This is a genomic window from Streptomyces sp. MMS24-W38, from assembly GCF_059889265.1.
This window is the reverse complement of record NZ_JCBCPP010000001.1, coordinates 4,628,877-4,651,356: the sequence shown is the minus strand read 5'-3', so window position 1 is coordinate 4,651,356 and position 22,480 is coordinate 4,628,877. Positions and strand designations below refer to the sequence as shown.

The 22,480-nt window shown below is 70.2% G+C and carries 17 protein-coding genes and 1 pseudogene; 13 read left to right on the top strand and 5 right to left on the bottom strand.

Features of this window, described 5'->3' with window-relative positions:
- Positions 1–25: 25 nt before the first annotated feature.
- Positions 26–1,048, bottom strand: a complete 1,023-nt coding sequence (locus AC6F7H_RS20080; protein WP_500758310.1) for an NADP-dependent oxidoreductase — start codon at positions 1,046–1,048, stop codon at positions 26–28.
- A gap of 90 nt (positions 1,049–1,138) precedes the next feature.
- Between AC6F7H_RS20080 and AC6F7H_RS20075 the strand changes: the two genes are divergently transcribed.
- Positions 1,139–1,579, top strand: coding sequence for a MarR family winged helix-turn-helix transcriptional regulator (locus AC6F7H_RS20075; protein WP_500758309.1), 441 nt, complete (start codon positions 1,139–1,141; stop codon positions 1,577–1,579).
- Between the two features lie 420 nt (positions 1,580–1,999).
- Here the strand turns inward: AC6F7H_RS20075 and AC6F7H_RS20070 are convergent, their stop codons facing one another.
- Positions 2,000–2,812, bottom strand: coding sequence for an SCO2400 family protein (locus tag AC6F7H_RS20070; protein ID WP_500758308.1), 813 nt, complete (start codon positions 2,810–2,812; stop codon positions 2,000–2,002).
- Positions 2,813–3,060: 248 nt separating this feature from the next.
- Between AC6F7H_RS20070 and AC6F7H_RS20065 the strand changes: the two genes are divergently transcribed.
- From AC6F7H_RS20065 to AC6F7H_RS20035, 7 genes are all read left to right on the top strand, one after another.
- A complete protein-coding gene (locus AC6F7H_RS20065) occupies positions 3,061–4,224 on the top strand; it encodes a mandelate racemase/muconate lactonizing enzyme family protein (RefSeq protein ID WP_500758307.1) in 1,164 nt (387 codons plus the stop codon).
- Complete coding sequence (locus tag AC6F7H_RS20060; RefSeq protein ID WP_500758306.1) at positions 4,221–5,261, top strand: zinc-dependent alcohol dehydrogenase; 1,041 nt, start codon at positions 4,221–4,223, stop codon at positions 5,259–5,261. Before AC6F7H_RS20065 ends, AC6F7H_RS20060 begins: the two co-directional genes overlap by 4 nt.
- Positions 5,262–5,462: 201 nt before the next feature.
- A complete protein-coding gene (locus AC6F7H_RS20055) occupies positions 5,463–6,431 on the top strand; it encodes a hypothetical protein (protein ID WP_500758305.1) in 969 nt (322 codons plus the stop codon).
- Between the two features lie 158 nt (positions 6,432–6,589).
- Positions 6,590–7,702, top strand: a complete 1,113-nt coding sequence (gene chvE / locus AC6F7H_RS20050; RefSeq protein ID WP_500758304.1) for a multiple monosaccharide ABC transporter substrate-binding protein — start codon at positions 6,590–6,592, stop codon at positions 7,700–7,702.
- 43 nt (positions 7,703–7,745) lie between these two features.
- Positions 7,746–9,314, top strand: a complete 1,569-nt coding sequence (mmsA, locus tag AC6F7H_RS20045) for a multiple monosaccharide ABC transporter ATP-binding protein (protein ID WP_500758303.1) — start codon at positions 7,746–7,748, stop codon at positions 9,312–9,314.
- Positions 9,311–10,555, top strand: coding sequence for a multiple monosaccharide ABC transporter permease (gene mmsB, locus AC6F7H_RS20040; RefSeq protein ID WP_500758302.1), 1,245 nt, complete (start codon positions 9,311–9,313; stop codon positions 10,553–10,555). Before mmsA ends, mmsB begins: the two co-directional genes overlap by 4 nt.
- 211 nt (positions 10,556–10,766) lie before the next feature.
- A complete protein-coding gene (locus tag AC6F7H_RS20035) occupies positions 10,767–12,473 on the top strand; it encodes a pyridoxal phosphate-dependent aminotransferase (protein ID WP_500758301.1) in 1,707 nt (568 codons plus the stop codon).
- A 251-nt stretch (positions 12,474–12,724) separates the two neighbouring features.
- Here AC6F7H_RS20035 and AC6F7H_RS20030 read toward each other — a convergent pair whose 3' ends face one another.
- Positions 12,725–13,162 carry a hypothetical protein gene (locus tag AC6F7H_RS20030; RefSeq protein ID WP_500758300.1) on the bottom strand — a complete coding sequence of 146 codons (438 nt, stop codon included), beginning with the start codon at positions 13,160–13,162 and terminating at the stop codon, positions 12,725–12,727.
- Positions 13,163–13,950: 788 nt separating this feature from the next.
- Here AC6F7H_RS20030 and AC6F7H_RS20025 point away from each other — a divergent pair.
- On the top strand, positions 13,951–16,797 hold the full coding sequence (locus tag AC6F7H_RS20025) for a glycoside hydrolase family 35 protein (protein ID WP_500758299.1): 2,847 nt from the start codon (positions 13,951–13,953) through the stop codon (positions 16,795–16,797).
- Positions 16,798–16,837: 40 nt separating this feature from the next.
- On the opposite strand, the pseudogene AC6F7H_RS20020 reads toward AC6F7H_RS20025, so the two are convergent.
- A pseudogene (locus tag AC6F7H_RS20020) lies at positions 16,838–17,047 on the bottom strand (arabinosylfuranosidase ArfA); the annotation flags it as partial.
- Between the two features lie 113 nt (positions 17,048–17,160).
- The gene (gene tnpA / locus AC6F7H_RS20015; protein ID WP_500758298.1) at positions 17,161–17,589 is read right to left on the bottom strand and encodes an IS200/IS605 family transposase; all 429 of its coding nucleotides are present in this window, start codon (positions 17,587–17,589) and stop codon (positions 17,161–17,163) included.
- Between the two features lie 50 nt (positions 17,590–17,639).
- On the opposite strand from tnpA, the gene AC6F7H_RS20010 reads away from it, so the two are divergent.
- The 4 genes from AC6F7H_RS20010 (at position 17,640) to AC6F7H_RS19995 (ending at position 22,415) form a co-directional block, all read left to right on the top strand.
- Positions 17,640–18,770 carry an RNA-guided endonuclease InsQ/TnpB family protein gene (locus tag AC6F7H_RS20010; RefSeq protein ID WP_500761955.1) on the top strand — a complete coding sequence of 377 codons (1,131 nt, stop codon included), beginning with the start codon at positions 17,640–17,642 and terminating at the stop codon, positions 18,768–18,770.
- A 499-nt stretch (positions 18,771–19,269) separates the two neighbouring features.
- Positions 19,270–19,788 carry a toxin-antitoxin system, toxin component gene (locus AC6F7H_RS20005; RefSeq protein WP_500761953.1) on the top strand — a complete coding sequence of 173 codons (519 nt, stop codon included), beginning with the start codon at positions 19,270–19,272 and terminating at the stop codon, positions 19,786–19,788.
- A 3-nt stretch (positions 19,789–19,791) separates the two neighbouring features.
- Positions 19,792–20,985 (top strand): MAB_1171c family putative transporter, encoded by a 1,194-nt coding sequence (locus AC6F7H_RS20000; protein WP_500758297.1) that lies wholly within the window; start codon positions 19,792–19,794, stop codon positions 20,983–20,985.
- Positions 20,982–22,415, top strand: a complete 1,434-nt coding sequence (locus tag AC6F7H_RS19995; RefSeq protein WP_500758295.1) for an FAD-dependent monooxygenase — start codon at positions 20,982–20,984, stop codon at positions 22,413–22,415. The genes AC6F7H_RS20000 and AC6F7H_RS19995 overlap by 4 nt, the downstream gene beginning before the upstream one ends.
- The last annotated feature ends 65 nt before the right edge of the window (positions 22,416–22,480 follow it).

The following is a 22,480-nucleotide window of genomic DNA, read 5'->3' as shown; positions in this document are numbered from 1 at the left end:
GCGGCGCGTCGTGGGCCGGTCGCCGTCAGAGCTCGACGATCATCTTCCCGGTGTTGTCGCCGCGCAGCACCCCGAGGAACGCCTCGAGGTTGTTCTCGATGCCCTCGACGACGGTCTCCCGGTACTTGAGCTCGCCGGAGCGCACCCAGGCCCCGACCTCCTGGACGAACTGGGGCTGGAGGTCGTGGTGATCGTTGACCAGGAAGCCCTCGATGCGGCCGCGGGTCTGGATGAGGCGGGAGAGGTTCTTCGGGCCGGGTGCGGGCTCGGTGTTGTTGTAGACGGAGATCGCTCCGCAGATCGCGATCCGGCCACCCCGGTTGAGCGACCCGATCGCCGCCTCCAGGTGGTCGCCGCCCACGTTGTCGAAGTAGACGTCGATCCCGTCCGGGGCGGCGGCGCGCAGCTGCTCGCCCACGGGGCCGTTCTTGTAGTTGAAGGCGGCGTCGAAGCCGTACTCCTCGACGAGGAGCTTGACCTTCTCGTCGGATCCGGCGGAGCCGACGACCCGGGAGGCGCCCTTGAGCTTCGCGATCTGCCCGACCTGGCTGCCGACGGCGCCCGCGGCACCGGACACGAAGACGCGGTCGCCCTCCTTGAAGGCGGCGGTGCGCAGCAGGCCCGCGTAGGCGGTGAGCCCGGTCATCCCCAGCACGCCCAGGTACGCCGACAGCGGCGCGGCGTCGGGGTCCACCTTGACGGCGTTCTCCGCGGCCACGACGGCGTACTCGCGCCAGCCGAAGAAGTGCAGGACGTGGTCGCCGACGGCGATCCCCTCGGTCTCCGAGGCGACGACCTCGCCGACGGCACCGCCCTGCATGACCTTGCCCAGCTCGTACGGCGCCACGTAGGACTTGGCGGCCGACATCCTTCCCCTCATGTACGGATCGACGGAGAGGTACTTGTTCCGCACCAGCACCCGGCCCGCACCGGGTGCCGGAACCTCGGCCTCGACCAGGGCGAAGTCCTCGGGCTTCGGCCATCCGACGGGCCGGCTGAGCAGCTGCCACTCGCGGCCGGTGGCGGGGAGTGCGGGGGTGGCGGACATGGGGTGGGCCTTCCTCGAGGTATTTCAGGACCTGAAACAACCATGCCGTTGAATATTTCAGGATGTCAAGCATGCGGGTACTCTGGTGGCATGGCCGCCGCATCCAGTTCCCCCAGCCGCCCCGACGCCCTGACCCTGGAGGTCGTCGAACTCATCGGCTCGGTCGTGGCCCGCTACCACGAGGAGTACGAGGAGGCGGCGGCCGGCCACGCGCTCACCGGCGCGCAGGCCCGGCTGCTGAGCCTGCTCTCCCTGGAGCCCCTGCCGATGCGGAAGCTCGCCCACCGCCTGAAGTGCGAGCCGTCGAACGTCACCGGCATCGTCGACCGTCTGGAGTCTCGCGGGCTGGCGGAGCGCCGCCCGGACCCGGCCGACCGCCGTGTGAAGCTGGCGGCGGCGACGGCGGAGGGGCGCAGGGTGGCCCGCAGCATGCGGGAGTCACTGCGCTTCGCCCGCGAGCCCCTGGCCGCCCTCACGGAACAGGAACGCCTGGCCCTGCGGGACACGCTGCGGACGATGCTGGACGCCTGACCGGGACACCGGCACACACGGGGCCCAGGGCCTGTCCGGCGGATCAGGCCGCAGGAAATCGGCAACGCCTCATCGGCGCGGGTGAGCGGGGGCGATGGGGGTGCCCCCGCTCATGGGGGTCCCTCCCGCTCATGGGGTCCCTCCCGCTCGAGCGAAGTCGAGAGTGGGGGAGAAGTCGAGAGCGAGGGAGCGTGCAGCTGCAAGGCGGAGAAGGGCGTCGACGCGACGGGGGTCCTCCTGCTCGAGCTCGTCGAGAGCTCGGGGAGTCGGCAACCGACGACAATGCCGCTGGGGCCCCTGTTCGAAGAGCCTGAGGGAGGGCGGACCGACCCCCGCGTCTGCGGCATGATCCGCCGGGCAGGCCCTGGGGCCTGGTCGACAGCTCCACCGGCCCCCGGTCCGGGTCCGGACCGGGGGCCGTCAGGTGCACCACCACAGGAAGCGGTCGCACCTCTTTGAGGGTTCGGGTTCGGGTTCGGGCTCTGGTTCCGGTTCGGGCTCCGTGGTGGTCGGGGCGGGCTCCGGGACGTCCGGCTGCGGCGGGGACTGCTGCGGCGGCGCCGTGGTCGGGTCGGCCGGCGACGTGCCCTCGGGCGCCGGCGGCCGGGCGGCCTCCTCGGGCTCCCCCTCCGCCCCCGCCTCCGTCTCCTCTTCTTCCTCTGCCTCCGCCGACTCCCCGTCCGTCGGCGACCCCGAGGCCGACGGTGAGCCGGAGGCGCTGAGGGACGGGGAGTTCACGGACGCGCCCGCGCCCGGGGCGCCGCTGGGCGGTGGCGCAGACTCGGCCTTCGCCGATCCGCCGGCCGGCGTCTCGTCCCCGGCCGCCGCCGGCTCGGGCTTCGCTCCCGGTGCGTCCATCCCCAGCTCCGCGAGGCTCAACGCGCCTGCGGCCAGGAGGAATCCCGCCGCGATCAGCAGCGACCTGCGCCGTCGCCTGCGGTGCGCCGCGGCCTTGCGGTCCCGGCGGCTCGCCCCCGCCATGGGCCCCTCGTCGTCCGCCTCCGGACTCGCGGGGTCGTCGGCGTCGGCGGCCGGCCGCCGCGCGTCTTCGACGGGTTCCGGCTCCGCGTGCGGCGCCGACTCCGGTTCCGACTCCGGTACGTCCTCCTCGTACGCCGCCTGCGGGGTGGCGGAGGCCTCCGGGCGGGCGCGGAGGGTCTCGACAGGGGTGCCGCACCCCGGGCAGGCGAGGGCGCCGTTGAGGTGCCGTCGGCACGGGTGGCAGTAGTCCATGACGCGGGAAGACTAGGTTCCGCTCGCGTCCGGTCGATAGAGCAAGGTGTGAAGGTTTGGTAGGGACTCTTGCCCAATGGTTTCGAAACTGCCGAAACCGTTGTGCGCGCGACCCATTGACACCCCCGCCGCCCCGTCCTTACTGTCACGCCAGCATTTCGAACGTGTGTCGAAATATCGAACGTCCATCAACGAAACCGACGACACTGACGAGAACAGGGTCCACAACGCAGCGAGGGGCAACCACCGTGCGTATCACCGGAATCAGCACACACGTGGTCGGGACGCCGTGGCGCAACCTGACGTACGTCCAGGTGCACACCGACGAGGGGCTCACGGGGGTCGGCGAGACCCGGATGCTGGGGCACACCGACGCCCTGCTGGGCTACTTGAAGGAGGCGGAGGCCAACCACGTCCTCGGCAGCGACCCCTTCGCCGTGGAGGACCTGGTCCGCCGCATGAAGTACGGCGACTTCGGCCGCGCCGGCGAGATCGTGATGTCCGGCATCGCCGTCGTCGAGATGGCCTGCTGGGACATCAAGGGCAAGGCCCTCGGCGTGCCCGTGTGGCAGCTGCTCGGCGGGAAGGTGACCGACAGGGTCAAGGCGTACGCCAACGGCTGGTACACCACGGAGCGCACCCCGGAGGCGTACCACAAGGCCGCGCGGGCGGTGGTGGAGCGCGGTTACCGGGCCCTGAAGATCGACCCGTTCGGCACCGGCCACTTCGAACTCGACCACCGGCAGAGCCTGTACGCGGTCTCCCTCATCGAGGCGGTCCGCGACGCCGTCGGACCCGAGACCGAGCTGATGCTGGAGATGCACGGCCGCTTCTCCCCCGCCACCGCCGTCCGCCTCGCCAGGGAACTCGCGCCGTTCGACCCGGCCTGGCTGGAGGAGCCGGTCCCGCCGGAGAACCTCAAGGCGCTGGAGAAGGTCGCCGCCAAGGTGGACATCCCGCTCGCCACGGGTGAACGCATCCACGACCGCATCGAGTTCCGCGAGCTGTTCGAGAGCCAGGCCGTCGACATCCTGCAGCCGGACGTCGGCCACCTCGGCGGCATCTGGGAGACGCGCAAACTCGCGGCGACCGCCGAGACGCACTACATGCTGGTCGCGCCGCACAACGTCGGCGGTCCCGTCCTCACCGCCGCCTCCCTCCAGGTCGGTTTCACCTCACCGAACTTCAAGATCCTGGAGCACTTCAACGACTTCGCGGACGCGGAGATCAAGAAGGTCGTCAAGGGCGCCCCGCAGGTGAACCCGGAGGACGGCTGCTTCCACCTCTCCGACGCCCCCGGGCTCGGGGTGGAGCTGGACGTCGACGCGGCGGCCGAATTCCCGCAGCAGCAGGCCCGGTTCGACCTGTGGGCCGAGGGCTGGGAGCAGCGCAGGCCCAAGGGCACGAAGTGACCGCGCGCGTGGGCGGGTCCGCCGCGGCCGCCGGCTCGCTCGCCGTCGTCGTCGAAGGTCCCGGCGCGCACCGTCTCGTCGCACACGAGCCGCGCGACCCCGGCCCCGGCGAGGCGCTGGTCGGCGTGCACGCGACCGGCATCTGCGGCAGCGACCGCGAGGTGTACCAGGGCAACCGTCCCGAGGGGTACGTGCGTTACCCGCTCACCCCGGGCCACGAGTGGTCCGGGACCGTGCTGAGGGTGGGTGCGGGAGTGCAGGTCTCGCTCACCGGTCGCAAGGTCGTCGGTGAGGGCTTCCGCAACTGCCAGGTGTGCGACCGCTGTCACGCCGGCGAGACGACATTGTGCTCGGCGGGGTATGAGGAGACCGGGTTCACCCGACCGGGGGCGATGGCCGCCACGCTGACCCTCCCGGCCCGCCTGCTGCACGTCCTGCCGGACGACGCCGACCTCACCGCGGCGGCACTGCTGGAACCGGCGGCCTGTATCGCCGCCGCCGCGCTCAAGGCGAACGCCGTGCCCGGTGAGCGGGTCGCCGTGGTCGGTACGGGCACCCTCGGCATGTTCGCGGTGCAGTTCCTGCGCGCGAACTCCCCGGCCGAACTGCTCGTCGTCGGCAGCCGGGGCGACCGCGAGGCGCTGTCCCGGCGGTACGGCGCCACCGACTTCCGTACGAAGGACCGGGAACTCCCGGACGACTTCGACGTCGTGATCGAGACCGCCGGGTCCGCCGACGCGGCACGCACGGCGGCCGCGCTGCTCCGGCGCGGTGGCCGGCTCGTCCTGACGGGCATCCCGGCGCCGGGTGCGGACGGTCTGGACCCGACGGATCTGGTGGTACGGCAGTTGGAGGTGCACACCGTCTTCGGGGCGGCGCCGGACGCCTGGGCGCACACGGTGCGGGTGTTCGCCGCGGGGCTGCTCGATCCGCTGCCGCTGGTCACGCACGAACTGCCACTGGCCGACTTCTCCCAGGCCATCGAGCTGGTGGGGTCGGGCGATGCCGGGGTGGGCAAGGTCCTGCTGCGTCCGTAGGCCCGACAGCCCCGGGGGGGCCGGGTGAGGGGCGCTCCGAGGGCCTCGCACCCGGCCTGCCCCTCCGCTGCTCCGCTCCTCCCCCTCCTTCACTCCTCCGCTTCTTTTCCCTCCTCGTCCACCCCTCCCCCGTAGCCGCAGACGCCCGCCCCCGCCCCGGGCCGCGAACCTCGTCCGACCCATCGAACAAAAGGACATCTTGTGACCGACGCTTCCGCCAAGGCGCCCCGCAGGCCCGGTGAGCAGGCGCTCGCCGCGCTCGGCCTCGGCGCTCCCGCCCCCGACCCCGCCGACGCCTCGCCGCACTCCTTCCCCGGCGGGGGCCGCTGGCGCACCGAGGTCCCTTCCTGTGAGGGGCCCGAGGCGCTGGCGGTGGTCCTGAAGGAGGCCTCCCGGCTGGACGTGCCGATCCACCGGATCAGCCAGGGCAGCGGCGTGTGGATGCTGACCGACGCCGAACTCACCGAGATGGTCGACGCCACGGCCGAACGGGGCATCGAGCTCTGCCTGTTCACCGGCCCGCGCGGCACCTGGGACATCGGCGGCTCCACCCGCACCGACTCGCACGGCGCCGGACTGCGCGCCCGGGGCCACGACGCGGTCGCCGGGTGCGTCGAAGACGCCGTGCGGGCAACGGAGTCGGGCGTGAAGTGCCTGCTCGTCGCCGACGAGGGCGTGCTGTGGACGCTGCACCGGGCGCGGTCGGCCGGCATCGTCCCGGCCGACACCACACTGAAGGTCTCGGCACTCGTCGGACCGGTGAACCCGGCCTCGTACGCGGTGTACGAGCGGCTCGGCGCCGACTCGATCAACGTGCCGAGCGATCTGACGCTCGATCACCTCACCGAGATACGACGGGTTTCGGCCACTCCGATGGACATGTACATCGAGGCCCCCGACGACCTCGGTGGCTACGTGCGGATGTACGAGGTCGCGGAGCTGATCCGGCGCGGCGCGCCGCTGTACCTGAAGTTCGGCCTGGCCAAGGCGCCCGGGATCTATCCGTACGGGCACCACATGCGGGAGCTCACCCTGGCCACCGCGAAGGAACGGGTGCGGCGCGGCCGGCTCGCCCTGGATCTACTCGCCCGTCACGGCGCGGACGGCGACATGGCACCCCTCGGTTCGCGGCTTCCGGGCGATCTGCGCCGGTTCGACGCCCCGTCATAACGTTCCGGAAACTCGACTTCACAGAAGCAGACACAGTCGCGCACAATCCCACACACCCCTTTCTCGGTTCTCGTCAGACACCCGCCCCGGAAGCGACGTCGCACCTCTGTACCGGCCCGCGCGTCACCGCCCCGGCACACACCTCAAGGATGATGATCATGCGTAACCGCAGAGCCGCCCTCGCCGCCGTGGCCACCGCCGCCTCGCTCGCCCTCACCCTGTCCGCCTGCGGCCAGAACAGCGAGGGCGGCAGCGAGGAGGACAGGGGAGGTTCCGAGGGGGCGACCATCGGCATCGCGATGCCGACCAAGTCCTCCGAGCGCTGGATCGCCGACGGGAACAACGTCGAGAAGGACCTGAAGTCCAAGGGCTACAGGACCAAGCTGGTCTACGGCGAGGACGACCCGGACCAGCAGGTCGCGCAGATCGAGAACCTGATCACGCAGGGCGTGCAGGCACTGATCGTCGCAGCCATCGACAACAAGTCGATGAACAACGTGCTGCAGCAGGCCAAGGACGCCGACATCCCGGTGATCTCCTACGACCGCCTGATCCTCGGCACCGAGAACGTCGACTACTACGCCTCGTTCGACAACGAGAAGGTGGGCGAACTCCAGGGCAGCTACATCCTGGACAAGCTCGGCCTGAAGGACGGCAGCGAGAAGGGGCCGTTCAACATCGAGCTGTTCGCCGGCTCCAACGACGACAACAACACCCGCTACTTCTTCCAGGGCGCGATGAACGTCCTGAAGCCGTACATCGACAAGAAGCAGCTCGTCGTCCGGTCCGGCCAGACCGAACTCAACCAGGTCACCACCCTGCGCTGGGACGGCGGCACCGCCCAGAAGCGCATGGACGACATCCTGACCTCGTCCTACAAGAGCGGGCGGGTCGACGCGGTCCTCTCCCCGTACGACGGCATCTCCATCGGCATCCTGTCCGCCCTGAAGTCGGACGACTACGGCTCCAAGAGCAAGCCGCTGCCGATCGTCACCGGCCAGGACGCCGAGGTCGCCTCGGTGAAGTCGATCATCGCCGACCAGCAGTCGATGACCGTCTACAAGGACACCCGCGAGCTGGCCGAGGTCGCCACGAACATGGTCGACGCGCTGCTCAACGACAAGGAGCCCGAGGTCAACGACACCAAGACCTACGACAACGGGGCGAAGGTCGTGCCGGCCTACCTGCTGGAGCCGGTCGCCGTGGACAAGGAGAACTACCGGGAGGTCGTCGTCGACTCCGGCTACATCAAGGAGAGCGACCTCAAGTAAGCGTCGCCACCGACCGATCCACCACTGACTGGAAGGCACGACCATGGCGGGACCCGTCCTGGAAATGCGCTCGATCGTCAAGACCTTTCCCGGCGTCAAGGCTCTGTCGGACGTCACCCTGACCGTCCGGCGGGGCGAGGTCCACGCCATCTGCGGCGAGAACGGCGCCGGCAAGTCGACCCTGATGAAGGTCCTCTCCGGCGTCCACCCGCACGGCAGCTACGAAGGGGAGATCCTCTTCGAGGAGGAGGTCTGCCGGTTCAAGGACATCAGGGCCAGCGAACAGCACGGCATCGTCATCATCCACCAGGAACTGGCCCTGGTGCCGTACCTCTCCCTGGCGGAGAACATCTTCCTCGGCAACGAGCACGCCAGGCGCGGACGCATCGACTGGCACGAGACGCTGCGGCACGCCACCGAACTGCTGCGCCGGGTCGGGCTCGAGGACCACCCCGAGACCCGGGTCGCCGACATCGGCGTGGGCAAGCAGCAGTTGGTGGAGATCGCCAAGGCGCTGTCGAAGAAGGTGAAGCTGCTCATCCTCGACGAGCCGACCGCGGCGCTCAACGACGAGGACAGCGGCAAACTGCTCGACCTGATCCTCCAGTTGAAGGAACAGGGCATCACGTCGATCATCATCTCCCACAAGCTGAACGAGATCCGCAAGGTCGCCGACTCGGTGACGATCCTGCGGGACGGGCAGACCATCGAGACGCTCGACGTGAAGGCGGCGGAAACCACCGAGGACCGGATCATCAGCGGCATGGTCGGCCGCGACCTGGAGCACCGCTTCCCCGAACGGACCCCGCACCACCCTCAGGAGGGCACGGCCCCGGCGCTCGAGATCCGCAACTGGACCGTGCACCACCCCATCGACCAGCAGCGCAAGGTCGTCGACGACGTGTCCCTGGAGGTCCGTCGCGGCGAGATCGTCGGCATCGCCGGCCTGATGGGCGCCGGCCGCACCGAGCTGGCGATGAGCGTCTTCGGCCGCACCTACGGCCGGCACGCGGCCGGCACGGTCCTCCGGGACGGCCGGGAGATCCGTACGAAGACCGTCCCCGAGGCGGTACGGCACGGCATCGCGTACGTCACCGAGGACCGCAAGCACTACGGCCTGAACCTCATCGACACCATCAACCGCAACATCTCGCTCAGCGCGCTGGGCAAGGTCGCCAGGCGGGGCGTCGTGGACGAGCACGAGGAACGCCAGGTCGCCGAGGGTTTCCGCACGTCCATGAACATCAAGGCGCCGACCGTCTTCGAGCCGGTGGGCAAGCTGTCCGGCGGCAACCAGCAGAAGGTCGTCCTCAGCAAGTGGATCTTCGCGGGTCCCGAGGTGCTGATCCTGGACGAACCGACCCGCGGCATCGACGTCGGCGCCAAGTACGAGATCTACACGGTCATCGACCGACTGGCCGCACAGGGCAAGGCGGTCGTCTTCATCTCCTCCGAACTGCCCGAACTGCTCGGCATGTGCGACCGCATCTACACGATGGCCGCGGGGCGGCTGACCGGGGAGTTCTCGCGGGCCGAGGCCTCCCAGGAATCTCTGATGCGTCGGATGACGAAGGACAAGCAGCACAAGAAGGACGAAGAGGTAACCCGATGAGCACGGATGTCACCGACAAGACCCCGGCCGCCGCGCCGCCGGGCAGGAACGGGGCGGGCACCGGTGACGGCCTGCTCCGGCTGATGCTGGACGGCATGCGCCGCAACATGCGCCAGTACGGCATGCTGTTCGCCCTGGGCCTGATCGTGGCGCTGTTCGCGGTGTGGACCGACGGCGACCTGATCCTGCCGCGCAACGTGTCCAACCTGGTGCTGCAGAACAGCTACATCCTGATCCTCGCGATCGGCATGATGCTGGTCATCATCTCGGGCCACATCGACCTGTCGGTCGGATCGTTGACGGCGTTCGTCGGGTCGATGGCCGCGGTGTTCATGGTCCGCAACGACATACCCTGGCCGATGGCGGTGGTGCTGTGCCTGGCCGTGGGCGCCGTCGCGGGCGCCGTGCAGGGGTGGTTCATCGCGTACGGCGGCATACCGTCGTTCATCGTGACCCTGGCGGGCATGCTCACCTTCCGCGGTCTGACCGAGATCTTCCTGGAGGGCCAGACCCTCGGCCCGTTTCCGCGCGGGCTGCAGAAGGCCGCCAACGGCTTCCTGCCCGAGGTCGGTCCGGAGACGAACTACCACAACCTCACCCTGCTGCTCGGCCTCGGTCTGATCGCGCTCGTGGTGCTCCAGGAGGTCCGTGACCGGCGCCGCCAGCAGGAGTTCGCCCTCGACGTCCTGCCCGCCAAGCTGTTCCTGCTGAAACTGGTGGCGCTCACCGCCGCCATCCTCACCGTCACGCTGCTGCTCGCCAGCTACAAGGGCGCCCCGATCGTGCTGCTGATCCTCGGCGCACTCCTCGTCGGCTTCGGCTACGTGATGCGCAACGCCGTCATCGGCCGCCACATCTACGCCATCGGCGGCAACCTGCCGGCGGCCAAGCTGTCCGGCGTGCGGGACAAGAAGGTCACCTTCCTGGTCTTCCTGAACATGGGCATGCTCGCGGCCCTGGCGGGTCTGGTCTTCGCCGCCCGCTTCAACGCGGCCTCCCCCAAGGCCGGCCTCAACTTCGAACTCGAGGCGATCGCGGCCGCGTTCATCGGCGGCGCGTCGATGAGCGGCGGTGTCGGCACCGTGCTCGGCGCGATCATCGGCGGTCTGGTCCTGGGCGTGCTGAACAACGGTATGAACCTCGTCGGCATCGGCACCGACTGGCAGCAGGTCATCAAGGGCCTGGTGCTCCTGGCGGCGGTCGGCTTCGACGTGTGGAACAAGCGCAAGGTCGGTTCGTAGGCGGGCTCGCAGGTCGGCTCGTTCAGCGTCCGGCGCGGGGCGCAACGCATCTCACGCGCCCCGGGTTCACTCCGTCACAGTTTTTTCACACCGGTTGAACAGCGCCACGCCCCCTTCCGTATGTACGGGTGGCCCGTGCTCCCCCGCGCGGGCCACCCACGCATGACGGGCCCACGACGTCCCCGGCGGGCCCGCCGTCCCCGGAGGTTCCATGGCCGACGTCACCTCGCTGTTCCGCAGCAACGCGGCGCACAGCCCGTCGATGGCTGCGCTGGCGCGCGAGAGCGACGGGGCCGGGCCGGTGGACTTCTGCATCCCGTGCAACCCGTACTTCCCCACTCCCGCCATGTTCGAGGACATGGCGGTCCGGCTCCGCGACATCATCACGTACTACCCGAGCAGCGCCGAAACCATCACGGCCGAGCTGTGCAGCCTGCTCCAACTCCCGCCGCAGTGCGTGGCCATGGGCAACGGATCCACCGAACTCATCACCTGGATCGACCACCTGCTGGTCCGCGAGTCCCTCGCCGTCCCCGTCCCCACCTTCGGCCGCTGGACCGACCAGCCCATGGAGACCGGCAAGCGGGTCGACATGTTCCCGCTCCAGGAGTCCGGCGGCTTCGCCCTCGACCTCGCCCAGTACGCTGAGTTCATCCGGGCCCGGGGCACGAAGGTCGCGGTGATCTGCAACCCCAACAACCCCGACGGCGGCTTCCTGCACAAGCACGCGATCGTGCAGTTCATGGACGCGATGGCCGACCTGGACCTGGTGGTGATCGACGAGTCGTTCCTGGAGTTCGCCGACGCCGAGGTGGAACCGTCGGTGGTGCAGGAGGCGATGCTGCGCCCCAACGTCATCGTCCTGCGCAGCCTCGGCAAGAACTTCGGCCTGCACGGCATCCGCTTCGGCTACCTCGTCGCCAACCCCTCGCTCGCGGGCCGCATCCGCTCGATGCTGCCGAAGTGGAACCTCAACTCCTTCGCCGAGCACGTGGTGTTCATGCTGAAGGAGCACGGAGCCGAGTACCAGCAGAGCCTCCACCAGGTGCGCCGCGACCGGATGGACATGTCCGGCCAGCTCTCCTCACTGCCCGGTCTGACGGTCTACCCGTCCCAGGGCAACTTCCTCTTCGTGCGCCTCCCCGTGGGCGCCGAAGGCACCGTGGTCCGGGACCGCATGCTCACCGAGCACCGGCTCCTGGTCCGCGAGTGCGGCAACAAGATCGGCTCGTCCAGCCGCTTCCTGCGTCTCGTGGTACGTCCCCAGGTGGACGTACGTCGCCTGGTGTCCGGCCTGGAACAGGTGCTCTACGGGACCTCCAGGAGGGGAGCCGCCATGCCCGAGCAGGCCACCGGGACCGGCTACAGCTCGGGCACGGCGGCAGTGGACCGCCTGGTCAGCGAGACCAACGGCGCCGGCACCCAGGGCCTCGCCGCTCAGGCCATCGGCGCCGGCGCCGGTGCGCACGCCCCGGGCCTCCCCGCCGCCCCGTCTCCCGCTGCGGTGGGCGCGGACGGTGGGATGCCGATGCCGGCGGCAGCCTCACCGGGAGTGCAGCAGATGCCCCCACCGGTGCCGCAGCAGATGCCGCAACCCGTGCAGCAGCCCGCTGTGCCGCAGCAGCCCGTCCCGCAGCAGATGCCGCACCCCCTGGCAGCACCGGCTCAGATACCGGCCCCGGCTCCCCTACCCGCCGCGGCGTCCTTCCCGTTCCCGCAGGCACCTGCCCCGGCTCCGGTACCGGCCCAGCGGCCGATGCCCACCGGACCCACCCCGCCCGGCGTCCCCGCCCGCGGCGGCCTCACGGCGGCCCAGGTCAGAGGCACCGACGGCCTCTCACAGGCCCCCGCGGCCGGCTGGTCCGGAGCGCAGGCGCAGAACTGGCCGGAGGCGGCGGGCATGGGCCAGGTGGGCTGAGCGGGCCCCGTCGGTCAGGCCGGGTTCAGCCGCCACTGCCGGCAGGCGTTGTCCAGCCGGGTCCACTGCGGCGCATACGGATTCTCCTTGCGGTGGGGGTCAGGCCGGTTCGCGATGCGGACTTCCCCAGCGCCATTCACGTCCGCGGTAGGCCGGTGCACGACCCGGCCTGCTGAAAGAACTCGATGTGCGGCCCACTTCGAGGGGCCGCACATCGAGCCGTTGCTGGTGTCGTATCGGTTCGTGTCCCCCTAGCGGTAGTCGCCGCGACCGAAGTCGCCGTAGTGATCGCCGTGTCCAAAGTCGCCACGACCGAAGTCACCACGGCCGAAGTCGCCACGACCGAAGTCACCGTAGTGATCGCCGCGTCCAAAGTCGCCACGACCGAAGTCACCACGGCCGAAGTCGCCACGACCGAAGTCACCGTAGTGATCGCCGCGACCGAAGTCGCCACGACCGAAGTCACCACGACCGAAGTCACCACGACCGAAGTCGCCACGACCGAAGTCGCCACGACCGAAGTCACCGTTGTGATCGCCGCCACGGCCGTTGTCGTACTGGCTGTGGCTGTAGCTGTAGGACGCGGTGGACGCCGAAGCAGTACTTGCTGTGCCCATCGCGACGCCACCGGCTATCACCAGTCCGGCGGCGGACACCGCAGCCAGACGCCTCGCGCGTTGTGCTCGCATGAGAATACCTTTCGCTCCATCGTCTCCCGCGGCCCTGGAAAGAAGCGCGGGAGCGGACGGCCGCAGCCGCAAATCGAAATTACGGCAGGGTCTTCTGATGTCACCGCATGTCATCTAAAGCACGGGCTCGGCCGCCGACGCCTCCAGGTCGCCCTTCGCGGGCGATCGCCGTGGCCTTGGTCCGCTTTACCCGGAACCGGCCAGCCGTGCGTGCCGTGCGTGCGGCATTCCGCCATCGAGCCTAGTACCGCAACAGCAGCCCAGCATCTCGGGAGACCCATTGCGCACGCCCGTTACCGGAGGAGCCGGAGCACGCCCTCCTGGATCAACGAGATGGCGAGCCGGCCTTCCCGGGTGTCCATGCGGGCCTGGCCGGTCGGGGCGTGCCCGGGCATCCGGACCAGCAGGGCGAGCGTGAGCCGGACGGCCCGCCCGCGGCTCGGGTCGGGCCGTCCGGGTGGGGCGGGGTCAGGAGGCCGGACACTCCTTCCAGGCCATGGGGTAGGTGTGCTGATGTCCCCGTCGGTGGAGTCCGTCGTCCTGACTTCCTCCCCGAAGGAAGGAGGGGGTCCCTACGGCTCGCGCCGTGGGGTTTCCTGCTTCACTGCCGACTGCCCGCCCGGAGTTCTCCGTTGAGGTCTTGCAAGGGAACGGCCCGCCCGAGCCCCACTTGCCTCACCCGTACCAGGCGAAACGGACGTACCGGGAACCTCGCGTGAACACCGGCGGGCCGATCCGTAGACAATGTCCCACCAGGAGCACAAGCAGCACACCAGGAGGCGGCTCCCTTGGAGCTCAGCAGGCGTACCTTCACCGCGCTGGCCGGAACGGCGGCGCTCGGCCTCGCGCTGGCCGGCAGCAAGGCGGCGACCGGCACGCACCCGGCGCAGGCCGTGCCGACGGGCCCGCCGCCCGCTCCGCCGCGCGCGGACGGCAAGCGGCACGAGGTCGACTTCGACCGGTACTCGCTGCTGGTCGACGGCCGACGGCTGGTGCTGTGGTCGGGCGAGATGCACCCCTTCCGGCTGCCGAGCCCGCCGCTGTGGCGGGACGTGCTGCAGAAGCTGCGCGCCCACGGGCACAACGCGGTCACTGTCCCCGTCCCCTGGAACCTCCACTCACCCGCGCCCGGCAGGCACGACTTCACCGGTGTGCGGGACCTGGATCTGTTCCTCACCATGGCCGCCGAGGAACGGCTGTACGTCGTCCTGCGCCCGGGGCCGTACCTCGGGTCCGCCGATCTGGACGCCGGCGGCCTCCCCGGCTGGCTGACGGCCGCCGAGGGGGTGGCCGCCCGGACCGCGGACCCGGCGTATCTGCGGCACGTGGACGAATGGCTGGGAGCGGTCGACGCCATCGCCGTCCGGCATCTGTTCACCGGCGGCGGTGGCACGGTGCTGCTGTACCAGTTCGAGGACCGGTACGGCAGAGCGGACGACGGTGCCCACATGTCCCACCTCCACAGGAAGGTGCGCGCCGACGGGATCGACGTACCGCTGTTCCACGACGACGACGGCCGCACGGACGGGCCGCGGGCGCCCGGGTTCGCCGCCGGGGTGGCCGTCGGCGCGTCCGACCCCTGGGGCGGGGTCTCCTCCGGCGGCAGGGGGTACGTCGGAGTGCGCGAGAAGTGGGACCCGGCGCACGAGCGGAGCAGCCTTCTCACCGGCCTCGCCAACGGGATCACCGCGCACACCGTGCGCGTGGCGGTCGGCGGGACGTCCTGGGGATGGCTGTCCTCGCCGGACGTGTACACCTCGTACGACTACGGGGCCCCGATCGACCAGGCCCGCCGTCCCACCCCCAAGCTGGCCCCGCTGCATCAGCTCGGGCACCTGCTGCGGACCGTGCCGGACCTCGCCCGGCTGGAGCCGGCCGACGAGGTGCGGGCGAAGGACAACCGGCTGAAGGTCCACCACCTGGCCAACCCCGACACCGGCGCCCAGGTGTACGTCCTGCGCAACGACTCCGCCGAGCAGGTCACCTCCGCGCTGCCGGGCACCGGGATCGAGGTGCCCGTGGCGGTCGGGGCGCGGGACGCCAAACTGCTCGTCGCCGGGCTGGAGCTGGGGCGGCGGAAGCTGGCGTTCTCCACCGCGCAGCCGATGTTCCGGCTGGCCGTCGGGCGGCAGGACATCGCCGCGTTCGTGGGCCGGGCCGGTGAGACGGCGCAGGTCTCCCTCGACTGCGACGTCCAGCCGCTCACCAACCGGCTGGACAACGAGCCCGCCTGGTCCTACGCGCGGGGCCGGCTGAACGTGGTGACGCCGCTGGGGGTGGGCGGGCTGAGCCGGGTGCTGGTCGAGAACGGCGACTCGAAGACGCCCATGCTGCTGCTGTTCGCCGACGACGCGACCGCGCTGCGGCTGTGGCCCTACGAGACCCCGTCCGGCTCGCTGCTGGTCTACGGTCCGGCGCTGCTGCGCTCGGCCACGCTGCGGGGCGCCACCGTCCACCTCACCGGCGACGTCGCCGGCGAGACCGGCCTGGAGGTGTGGGCGCCGCGCGGGGTCACCGCCGTGACCTGGAACGGGCAGCCGGTGCGCACCACGGTCAGCCGGGCCGGGAGCCTGGTGATGGAGGGGCTGATGCCGGGCACGCCCGCGCCGTCCCTGCCCGCGCTCGACGGCTGGCGGCGGCGGACGGAGAACCCGGAGGCCGAGCCGGACTTCGACGACGCGCGGTGGACGGTGGCCGACCGCACCGCCTCCCGCGGCGGCGCTCCCGTCCCCGAGGGACAGCCCGTGCTGTTCGCGGACGACTACGGCTTCCACTACGGCGACGTCTGGTACCGGGGACGCTTCGAGGACGCGCGCGGCGTCAGGTCGGTGTCCCTGTCGTACCGCACGGGGACGCAGGGGCTGCTGATGGCCTGGCTGGACGGGCAGCCGCTGGGCACGCACCGCATGCCGGTGCCGGACCAGGGCACGGTGGGCCGGGGCACCTGGACCGCCACGGCCACCTTCGCCGTGCCCGAGCGGCTGCGCGAGCGGGGCGGGCGGGTGCTGTCCGTGCTCGTACGGCCGATGCAGCATGCCGGGGAGGAAAAGGACGGGCCCGGGGACGGAGGCGGGAAGGCGGGCGGCGCGTTCGAGACCGTGCGCGGGCTGACCTCCGTCGGTTTCGAGGGCGCCTCCCGGAAGATCGATTGGCGCATCCAGGGCGCGGGGGCGCCGGACCGGGTGCGGGGGGCGCTGAACAACGGCGGGCTGTACGGGGAGCGCGAGGGCTGGCATCTGCCGGGCCTCGACGACCGGGACTGGAAGACCGTGGACCTTCCGCGCGAGGACCGGCGGCAGGGGGTGGCCTGGTACCGGACGGACTTCCGGCTGGACGTCGATCCGGACGTGGACGGGTCGATCGGTCTCGTCCTCGAGGACGAGTCGGAGCGCGCCTACCGCGTCCAGATCTTCCTGAACGGCTGGAACATGGGCCAGTACGTCAACGATGTGGGCCCGCAGCACACCTTTGTGCTGCCGAACGGGATTCTCCGCACACGTGGCTCCAACACACTGGCCCTGGCGGTGCTGTCCGACGGGACCACACCCGCCGGTCCGGGCGAGGTGCGGCTGACGCTGCTGGGCGCGGCGCGCGGCGGGGTGCCGGTGGAAGCGGTGGAGTCCCCGGGACGGTGACTCCACCGCCCCGGCGGCTCCCTTCGTCACGCCGCCTGGCTCAGGCCAGTCGGATCACGTTCCAGGACAGCGGCTCCAGTACGGCGGTGAGCCGCCCGTCCGCCAGGGCCGTGCCCTCGGCCGGGTGCGGGGTGACCCGCTCGGGTTCGTCGAGGGTGTTGCGGGCGTCGGGGTCGGCGTACGCACCGGTGCCGAGGGCCGCGAAGCCGAAGCTGCCCGCGACCGTCAGGCCGCCCGCCGCAGCCGGTAAGTGCCTGCGATTCAGCATGATCTAGCGCTTCCTCCCGGGCGTTCACGCCCGGGAGGAAGCGCTTCTCAAGACAGGGGTGACTCGCACGGGTGCACGGGTCCGCGCTGTTGGCCTCAGCCGGGACGCTTCTGGTTCTCGATGTACTCCTTGATGCTCGTCAGCGGTGCGCCGCCGCAGGACGCGGCGAAGTAGGACGGGGACCAGAAGTGGTCGCCCCATAGGTACGTGCGGATGTGGCCGGGGAACTCCTGGCGGAGCCTGCGGGCCGAGACACCCTTGAGGGAGCCGACCAGCCGGGAGATGGCGACCTTGGGCGGGTAGTGCACGAGCAGGTGGACATGGTCGCGCTCGCCGTTGAACTCCACCAGCTCGGTTTCGAAGTCGGCGCACACGGCCCGCATGATCTCTTCGCAGCGCGTGAGGATCTCGTCGGTGAACGGGCCGCGCCGGTACTTGGGGGTGAAGACCAAGTGGGCATGGAGGGTGTGGACGACCGTTCGACCCCTGCGGATATCGGGGTTTGGCTCCCAGCGTGGTGACATGGACCAATGGCAGGGTCACGCCAGTGAAACTCGTCGTGCAGGTGAAACTGATGCCGGAGGCCGACCAGGCCGCCGCGCTGTCGGCGACCCTGCGCACGGTCAACGACCTGGCGTGCTGGGTCTCCGAGGTGGCGTTCGCCCATGGTGTGCCGCGTGAGTACGAGCTGCGCAAGCACACGTACCCGCGCCTCAAGACCGAAGGGCTCGGGGCGCAGGCGGCACAACACGTGATCAAGAAAGTGCGCGATGCGTACACGACGCTGCACGCCAACATCCGCGCCGGAAACCTCGGCAAGCCGAAGTCGAAGCGCCGGATCAAGGCCGGGTCGAAGCCGATCACGTTCCGTCCCGAGGCCGCGCAGCCATATGACGACCGGTGTTTGAGCTGGCAGTACGATGCACAGACCGTGTCCATCTGGACAACTGCCGGGCGCTTTAAGAACGTCCGCTTCGACTGCTCCGCCGACGCGCTCAAGACGCTCCGCGAGTACCGCAAGGGCGAGGCGGATCTGATCGAGCGTGACGGGGTCTTCTACCTGATCGCCACCTGCGAGGTCCCCGAGGCCGAGACGTACGAGCCGGACGGCTTCATCGGCGTGGATCTGGGGATCGTCAACATCGCCACCACGTCCGCCGGCTACCGGGCCGCCGGGCGCGGTCTCAACCACTACCGCAAGCGTCAGCTTGCCCTGCGGGCCAAGCTCCAGAAGAAGCGCACCAAGTCCGCCAGGCGCCGGTTGAAAGAGCGCTCGCGCCGCGAGGCGCGGCACCTCAAGAACACCAACCACATCATCGCCAAGACGATCGTGACCGAGGCTGAACGCACCTTTGCCGGGATCTCCCTGGAAGAACTCAAGGGAATCCGGCAGAGGGTACGGCTTCGCAAGCCCCAACGGGTCGCACTCCACTGCTGGGCCTTTGCCCAGCTCGGAGACTTCATCGTCTACAAGGCCAAGCGGGCCGGCGTGCCCCTGGTCTTCGTTGATCCCGCGTACACGTCGCAGACGTGCGCCGAGTGCGGCCACGTCGACAAGCGCAACCGTGTCGACTGGGGGCTTTTCATCTGCCGGGGGTGCGGGGTCGTTGCCCACGCCGACCGGAATGCTTCCCCCAACATCGCCACCCGTGGCGAGACCGTGTGGAATGCGGGGCGTGAGTCACGCGTCCCTGCCACCCCGTAGGGGTGTCTGGACGGAGGAGCCAACCCGGCAGCCAGTTGGGCGCTACCTCCGAGCCCGGTCCTTCAGGACCGGGTCAAGTTGACGCCAGGTCGTCCCATGCCCTGCCCTATCTGTCGGGATGTCATGGTCGGAGGAGTCGCGCCCGTGCGGGTCGTACCTCATGCAGATTGTTCGACATATCGGATGGTCCCCGTGAATTCGAACGGACCGTATGGGTCGAGCGGGGACACGTCAATGGTTCGGACGAGAACTCGAGCCCGGAAGGACAGCAGCTTCATGCATCACCCGGCCAAAGAGGTCCGTACGCCCCTAAGGTGAGGGGGGCTCGTACAATTCAGCGATTCACGCGGCACAGGGGTTGACGCGTGTGGAGCACCGGTGCCGGCGGCGGCGAGAGGGTGAAGTACGCCGCCGGCTGCGTCGCAGCGCGCATCGTCCCGCTGCCGACCAGTCCGACGTCACCAGCCACCCGGGGAGAGAAGTGAGCACCAAGGGCGCCATGCGCAAGCTCCGCAACGATCTGGTGGAGGCTCTCGAGGATCTGGCCAGGCCGTCGACCCCCGTGGAGTTGTTCGACACCCTGTGCGCTCGGCTCACGAGGCGTCGCGGCAGACCGGTGGAGTACCGCTTGGTGACGTTCCCACCGGGCACGGCCAGCGGACTGTACCTGGACATGACGGACCGGGACTTGATCTGCGTGCAGGAGAACACCAGTCCCTGGCACCAGGTGGTCATCTTCGGGCACGAGGCCTGGCACATGGTCGCCGGTCACGCCGGTCGGCACGAGCCCGGCCCCGCGGTCGCCGCGCGCCTGCTGGCAGATGAGGCCGACCTGACAGCCGCCCTCCAGGTGGCGGCACGGACCGACTTCGACCGGAACGAGGAATCCGACGCCGAGTTGTTCGGCCTGGCCCTCGCGGGTCGCCTGCGCGGTTGGCTGGAGGGCGCGGACACGGCGGCACCACGCAGCGAGCTGGCGCGGCGCATCCAGGCATCGCTCGGACACCGCCGGGGCTGATGCGTGCGGAACTCCGACTACTACCTCCCCGCCATCGCCCTCGGTGTCGCTTTCGTCGTCAAACTCCCCGCCCTGCGGCGGGGATGGCGCGATCCGCTGGTACGTTCCGTCCACTTCCTGATCTTCACCGCGGGCATCTGCTTCTTCTTCGCCGCCCCGCCCACCATCAGCACGGTCAACGACCTCACGGGCATCCCGAACTTCTCGGGCCCGCTGGTCTACTCCGTCATGTGCGCCTTCAGCTGTGCCTGCCTGGTTCTGATCGTCAACTGGCGCGGCGGGCCGCCGGAGACGATCCGGCGGCACTCACGGAAGTGGATCGTCGGCTACACGGCGGTCATCATCGCCCTGCCCGTGCTCTTCGCGCTGGGGGACGCTCCCGTCGAGCGGCTCCGCGACCTGGACACCTACTACGCGACCACGCCCTTCATCCGCGAGATGATCGTCACCTACCTCGTCGCCCACATCACCTCCGCCGCCGTCACGACGGCGCTGTGCCTGAGCTGGGCGCGGCAGGTGCAGCGGTGGCTGCGCGTGGGCCTGGTCGTCCTCGTCATCGGGTTCGTACTCAACCTGGTTTTCGGCATCGCCAAACTCTCCGCGGTCGTCGGCCGGTGGGGCGGCCGTGACTGGGACGCCCTCAGCACGACGGTGGCACCGCCGATCGTCGCGGCGGGCGGTCTGATCGTGACCTTCGGGTTCCTGTTGCCGCTGCTGGGCCCACAGATCAGTGGCCTTGTCCGGTGCTGGATCAACTACGCGCGCCTGGGTGCGCTGTGGAGGCTCCTGCGTACGCCGGGGAAACGGCGCGTGCTTCCGCGCATCCCGTGGTGGTCCGATCCCGACATGCGCCTGGCCGTGCGGGAGACCGCCATCCACGACGAACTGCTCGATCTCCAGCCGTACTTCGACGACCTCGTCCGGCAACGCGCCTACGACAGAGCGATCGAAAGCCACCTGCCGAAGGAAGACGCGGATGTCGTGGGCGCGGCCGCCATGGTGGTCGCCGCAGTGGACGCGCGATCCAGAAGTCCACTGCGGGGGCCCGAAGGCACCAGTGCTGCCGGAGCTCTCGCGCTGACATCGGTCCTCAGCTCAGAACGTGAGCGGCTCGTGCACTTGTCACGTGCCGTGGAGTCCCCCGTAGTCGCCGCTGTGCGTCACCTCGCAGCCCCTCCAGAGAGCAGTTCGCAATGACACCCCCTGTCCAGACCGCCCGCAGTGTCGCACCCCGCCGTGCCGTGGTCATCGGCGGCGGAATGGCCGGCATGCTCGCGGCCGCTGCCCTGGCCGACGCCGCGGACGAGGTCACCATCATCGAGCGCGACGTCCTGCCCGCGGGGCCCGAGCCACGCAAGTCGCTTCCCCAGGCACGCCACGTGCACGTGCTGTGGTCCGGCGGCGCCCGGGCGTTCGAGCGGATCATGCCCGGCATCACGGACCGCTGGCTGGCAGCCGGGGCCCGGCGCATCCCGCTGCCGACCGGCCTGGTGTCGATGACCGCTCAGGGTTGGCTCAGACGCTGGCCCGAGATGCAGTACATGATCGCGTGCACCCGCGACCTGCTGGACTGGGTGGTGCGCGAGCAGGTCCTGAGGATGCCGACGGTGAAACTGCTGCAGGGGCACGAAATGCGGGCCCTGGAGGGCACGGCCACCCGCGTGACCGGCACGCGCGTACGGACGCCGGAAGGGCAGGACCTGACCGTCGACGCCGATCTCGTCGTGGACGCCAGCGGCCGCGGGTCACGCGCCACGGAGTGGCTGCGGACCCTGGGCATAGGCGGCATCAGGGAAGCCGAAGTCGATTCCGGGCTGGTGTACGCCAGTCGCTTCTACCGGGCGCCCGCGGGCAGCGACGACTTCCCCATCGTCAACGTCCAGTCCGACCCCGGTGAGCCGGTGCCGGGCCGGACGGCGACGATCGTCCCCGTCGAGCGGGGGCGCTGGCTGGTGACCCTCTCGGGCACGAGGGGAGGTGAGCCGTCCCGCGAGCCCGACCGGTTCGAGTCCTTCGCCCACTCGGTCCGGCACCCCGTCGTGGGCGAGCTGATCTCGTTGACCACGCCGCTCACGGAAGAGGTCACCGTCTCCCGCAGCACGGTCAACCGGCGCCGCTATTTCGAGCAGGCGCCCGCATGGCCGGACGGATTCATCGTGGTCGGCGACTCGGTGGCCACGTACAACCCGCTCTACGGCCAGGGGATGACGGTGGCCGCGCAGGGTCTCGTCGAGCTCGGCGCCGCGGTGGGCCGAAGCGGGCTCCGTACCCGCGGACTCGCACGCGACGTCCAGCGCGCCATCGCCCGTCCCGCGAACCTCGCCTGGGAACTGGCCACTTCCCAGGACATCCTCTATCCCGGTGCGGTGGGCCGGCAGTCGCGGTCCGGGACCGCGCTCATGAACCGCTACGTCAACCGGCTGGTCCACGCCGCGACGGGCCGGGCACAGATCACCCGGGCCTTCCTCGACGTCATCACGTTGTCCGGCTCCCCCACGTCATGGGTGCACCCGGACATCGTGGTGGGAGCTCTGCGCGGCCCGGGCAGGAGGCCCCTGACCTCGCCGCCGCTGACCGCGGAAGAACTGAGGACGGCGGCCGGCGGCCGGCGTGGCGCGTCCGGGTGACCCGCTTCCGCCCGGTGACGGACCGACGGGCACGACGGCACGGCCGACGCGACGGCACCCGCAGG

Bases quoted from the DNA above. Each gene is read 5' to 3' on its own strand.
- AC6F7H_RS20080 (WP_500758310.1), bottom strand. From the start codon at position 1,048: ATGTCCGCCACCCCCGCACTCCCCGCCACCGGCCGCGAGTGGCAGCTG.
- AC6F7H_RS20075 (WP_500758309.1), top strand. From the start codon at position 1,139: ATGGCCGCCGCATCCAGTTCCCCCAGCCGCCCCGACGCCCTGACCCTG.
- AC6F7H_RS20070 (WP_500758308.1), bottom strand. From the start codon at position 2,812: ATGGACTACTGCCACCCGTGCCGACGGCACCTCAACGGCGCCCTCGCC.
- chvE (WP_500758304.1), top strand. From the start codon at position 6,590: ATGCGTAACCGCAGAGCCGCCCTCGCCGCCGTGGCCACCGCCGCCTCG.
- mmsA (WP_500758303.1), top strand. From the start codon at position 7,746: ATGGCGGGACCCGTCCTGGAAATGCGCTCGATCGTCAAGACCTTTCCC.
- mmsB (WP_500758302.1), top strand. From the start codon at position 9,311: ATGAGCACGGATGTCACCGACAAGACCCCGGCCGCCGCGCCGCCGGGC.
- AC6F7H_RS20035 (WP_500758301.1), top strand. From the start codon at position 10,767: ATGGCCGACGTCACCTCGCTGTTCCGCAGCAACGCGGCGCACAGCCCG.
- AC6F7H_RS20030 (WP_500758300.1), bottom strand. From the start codon at position 13,162: ATGCGAGCACAACGCGCGAGGCGTCTGGCTGCGGTGTCCGCCGCCGGA.
- tnpA (WP_500758298.1), bottom strand. From the start codon at position 17,589: ATGTCACCACGCTGGGAGCCAAACCCCGATATCCGCAGGGGTCGAACG.
- AC6F7H_RS20010 (WP_500761955.1), top strand. From the start codon at position 17,640: ATGCCGGAGGCCGACCAGGCCGCCGCGCTGTCGGCGACCCTGCGCACG.
- AC6F7H_RS20005 (WP_500761953.1), top strand. From the start codon at position 19,270: ATGCGCAAGCTCCGCAACGATCTGGTGGAGGCTCTCGAGGATCTGGCC.
- AC6F7H_RS19995 (WP_500758295.1), top strand. From the start codon at position 20,982: ATGACACCCCCTGTCCAGACCGCCCGCAGTGTCGCACCCCGCCGTGCC.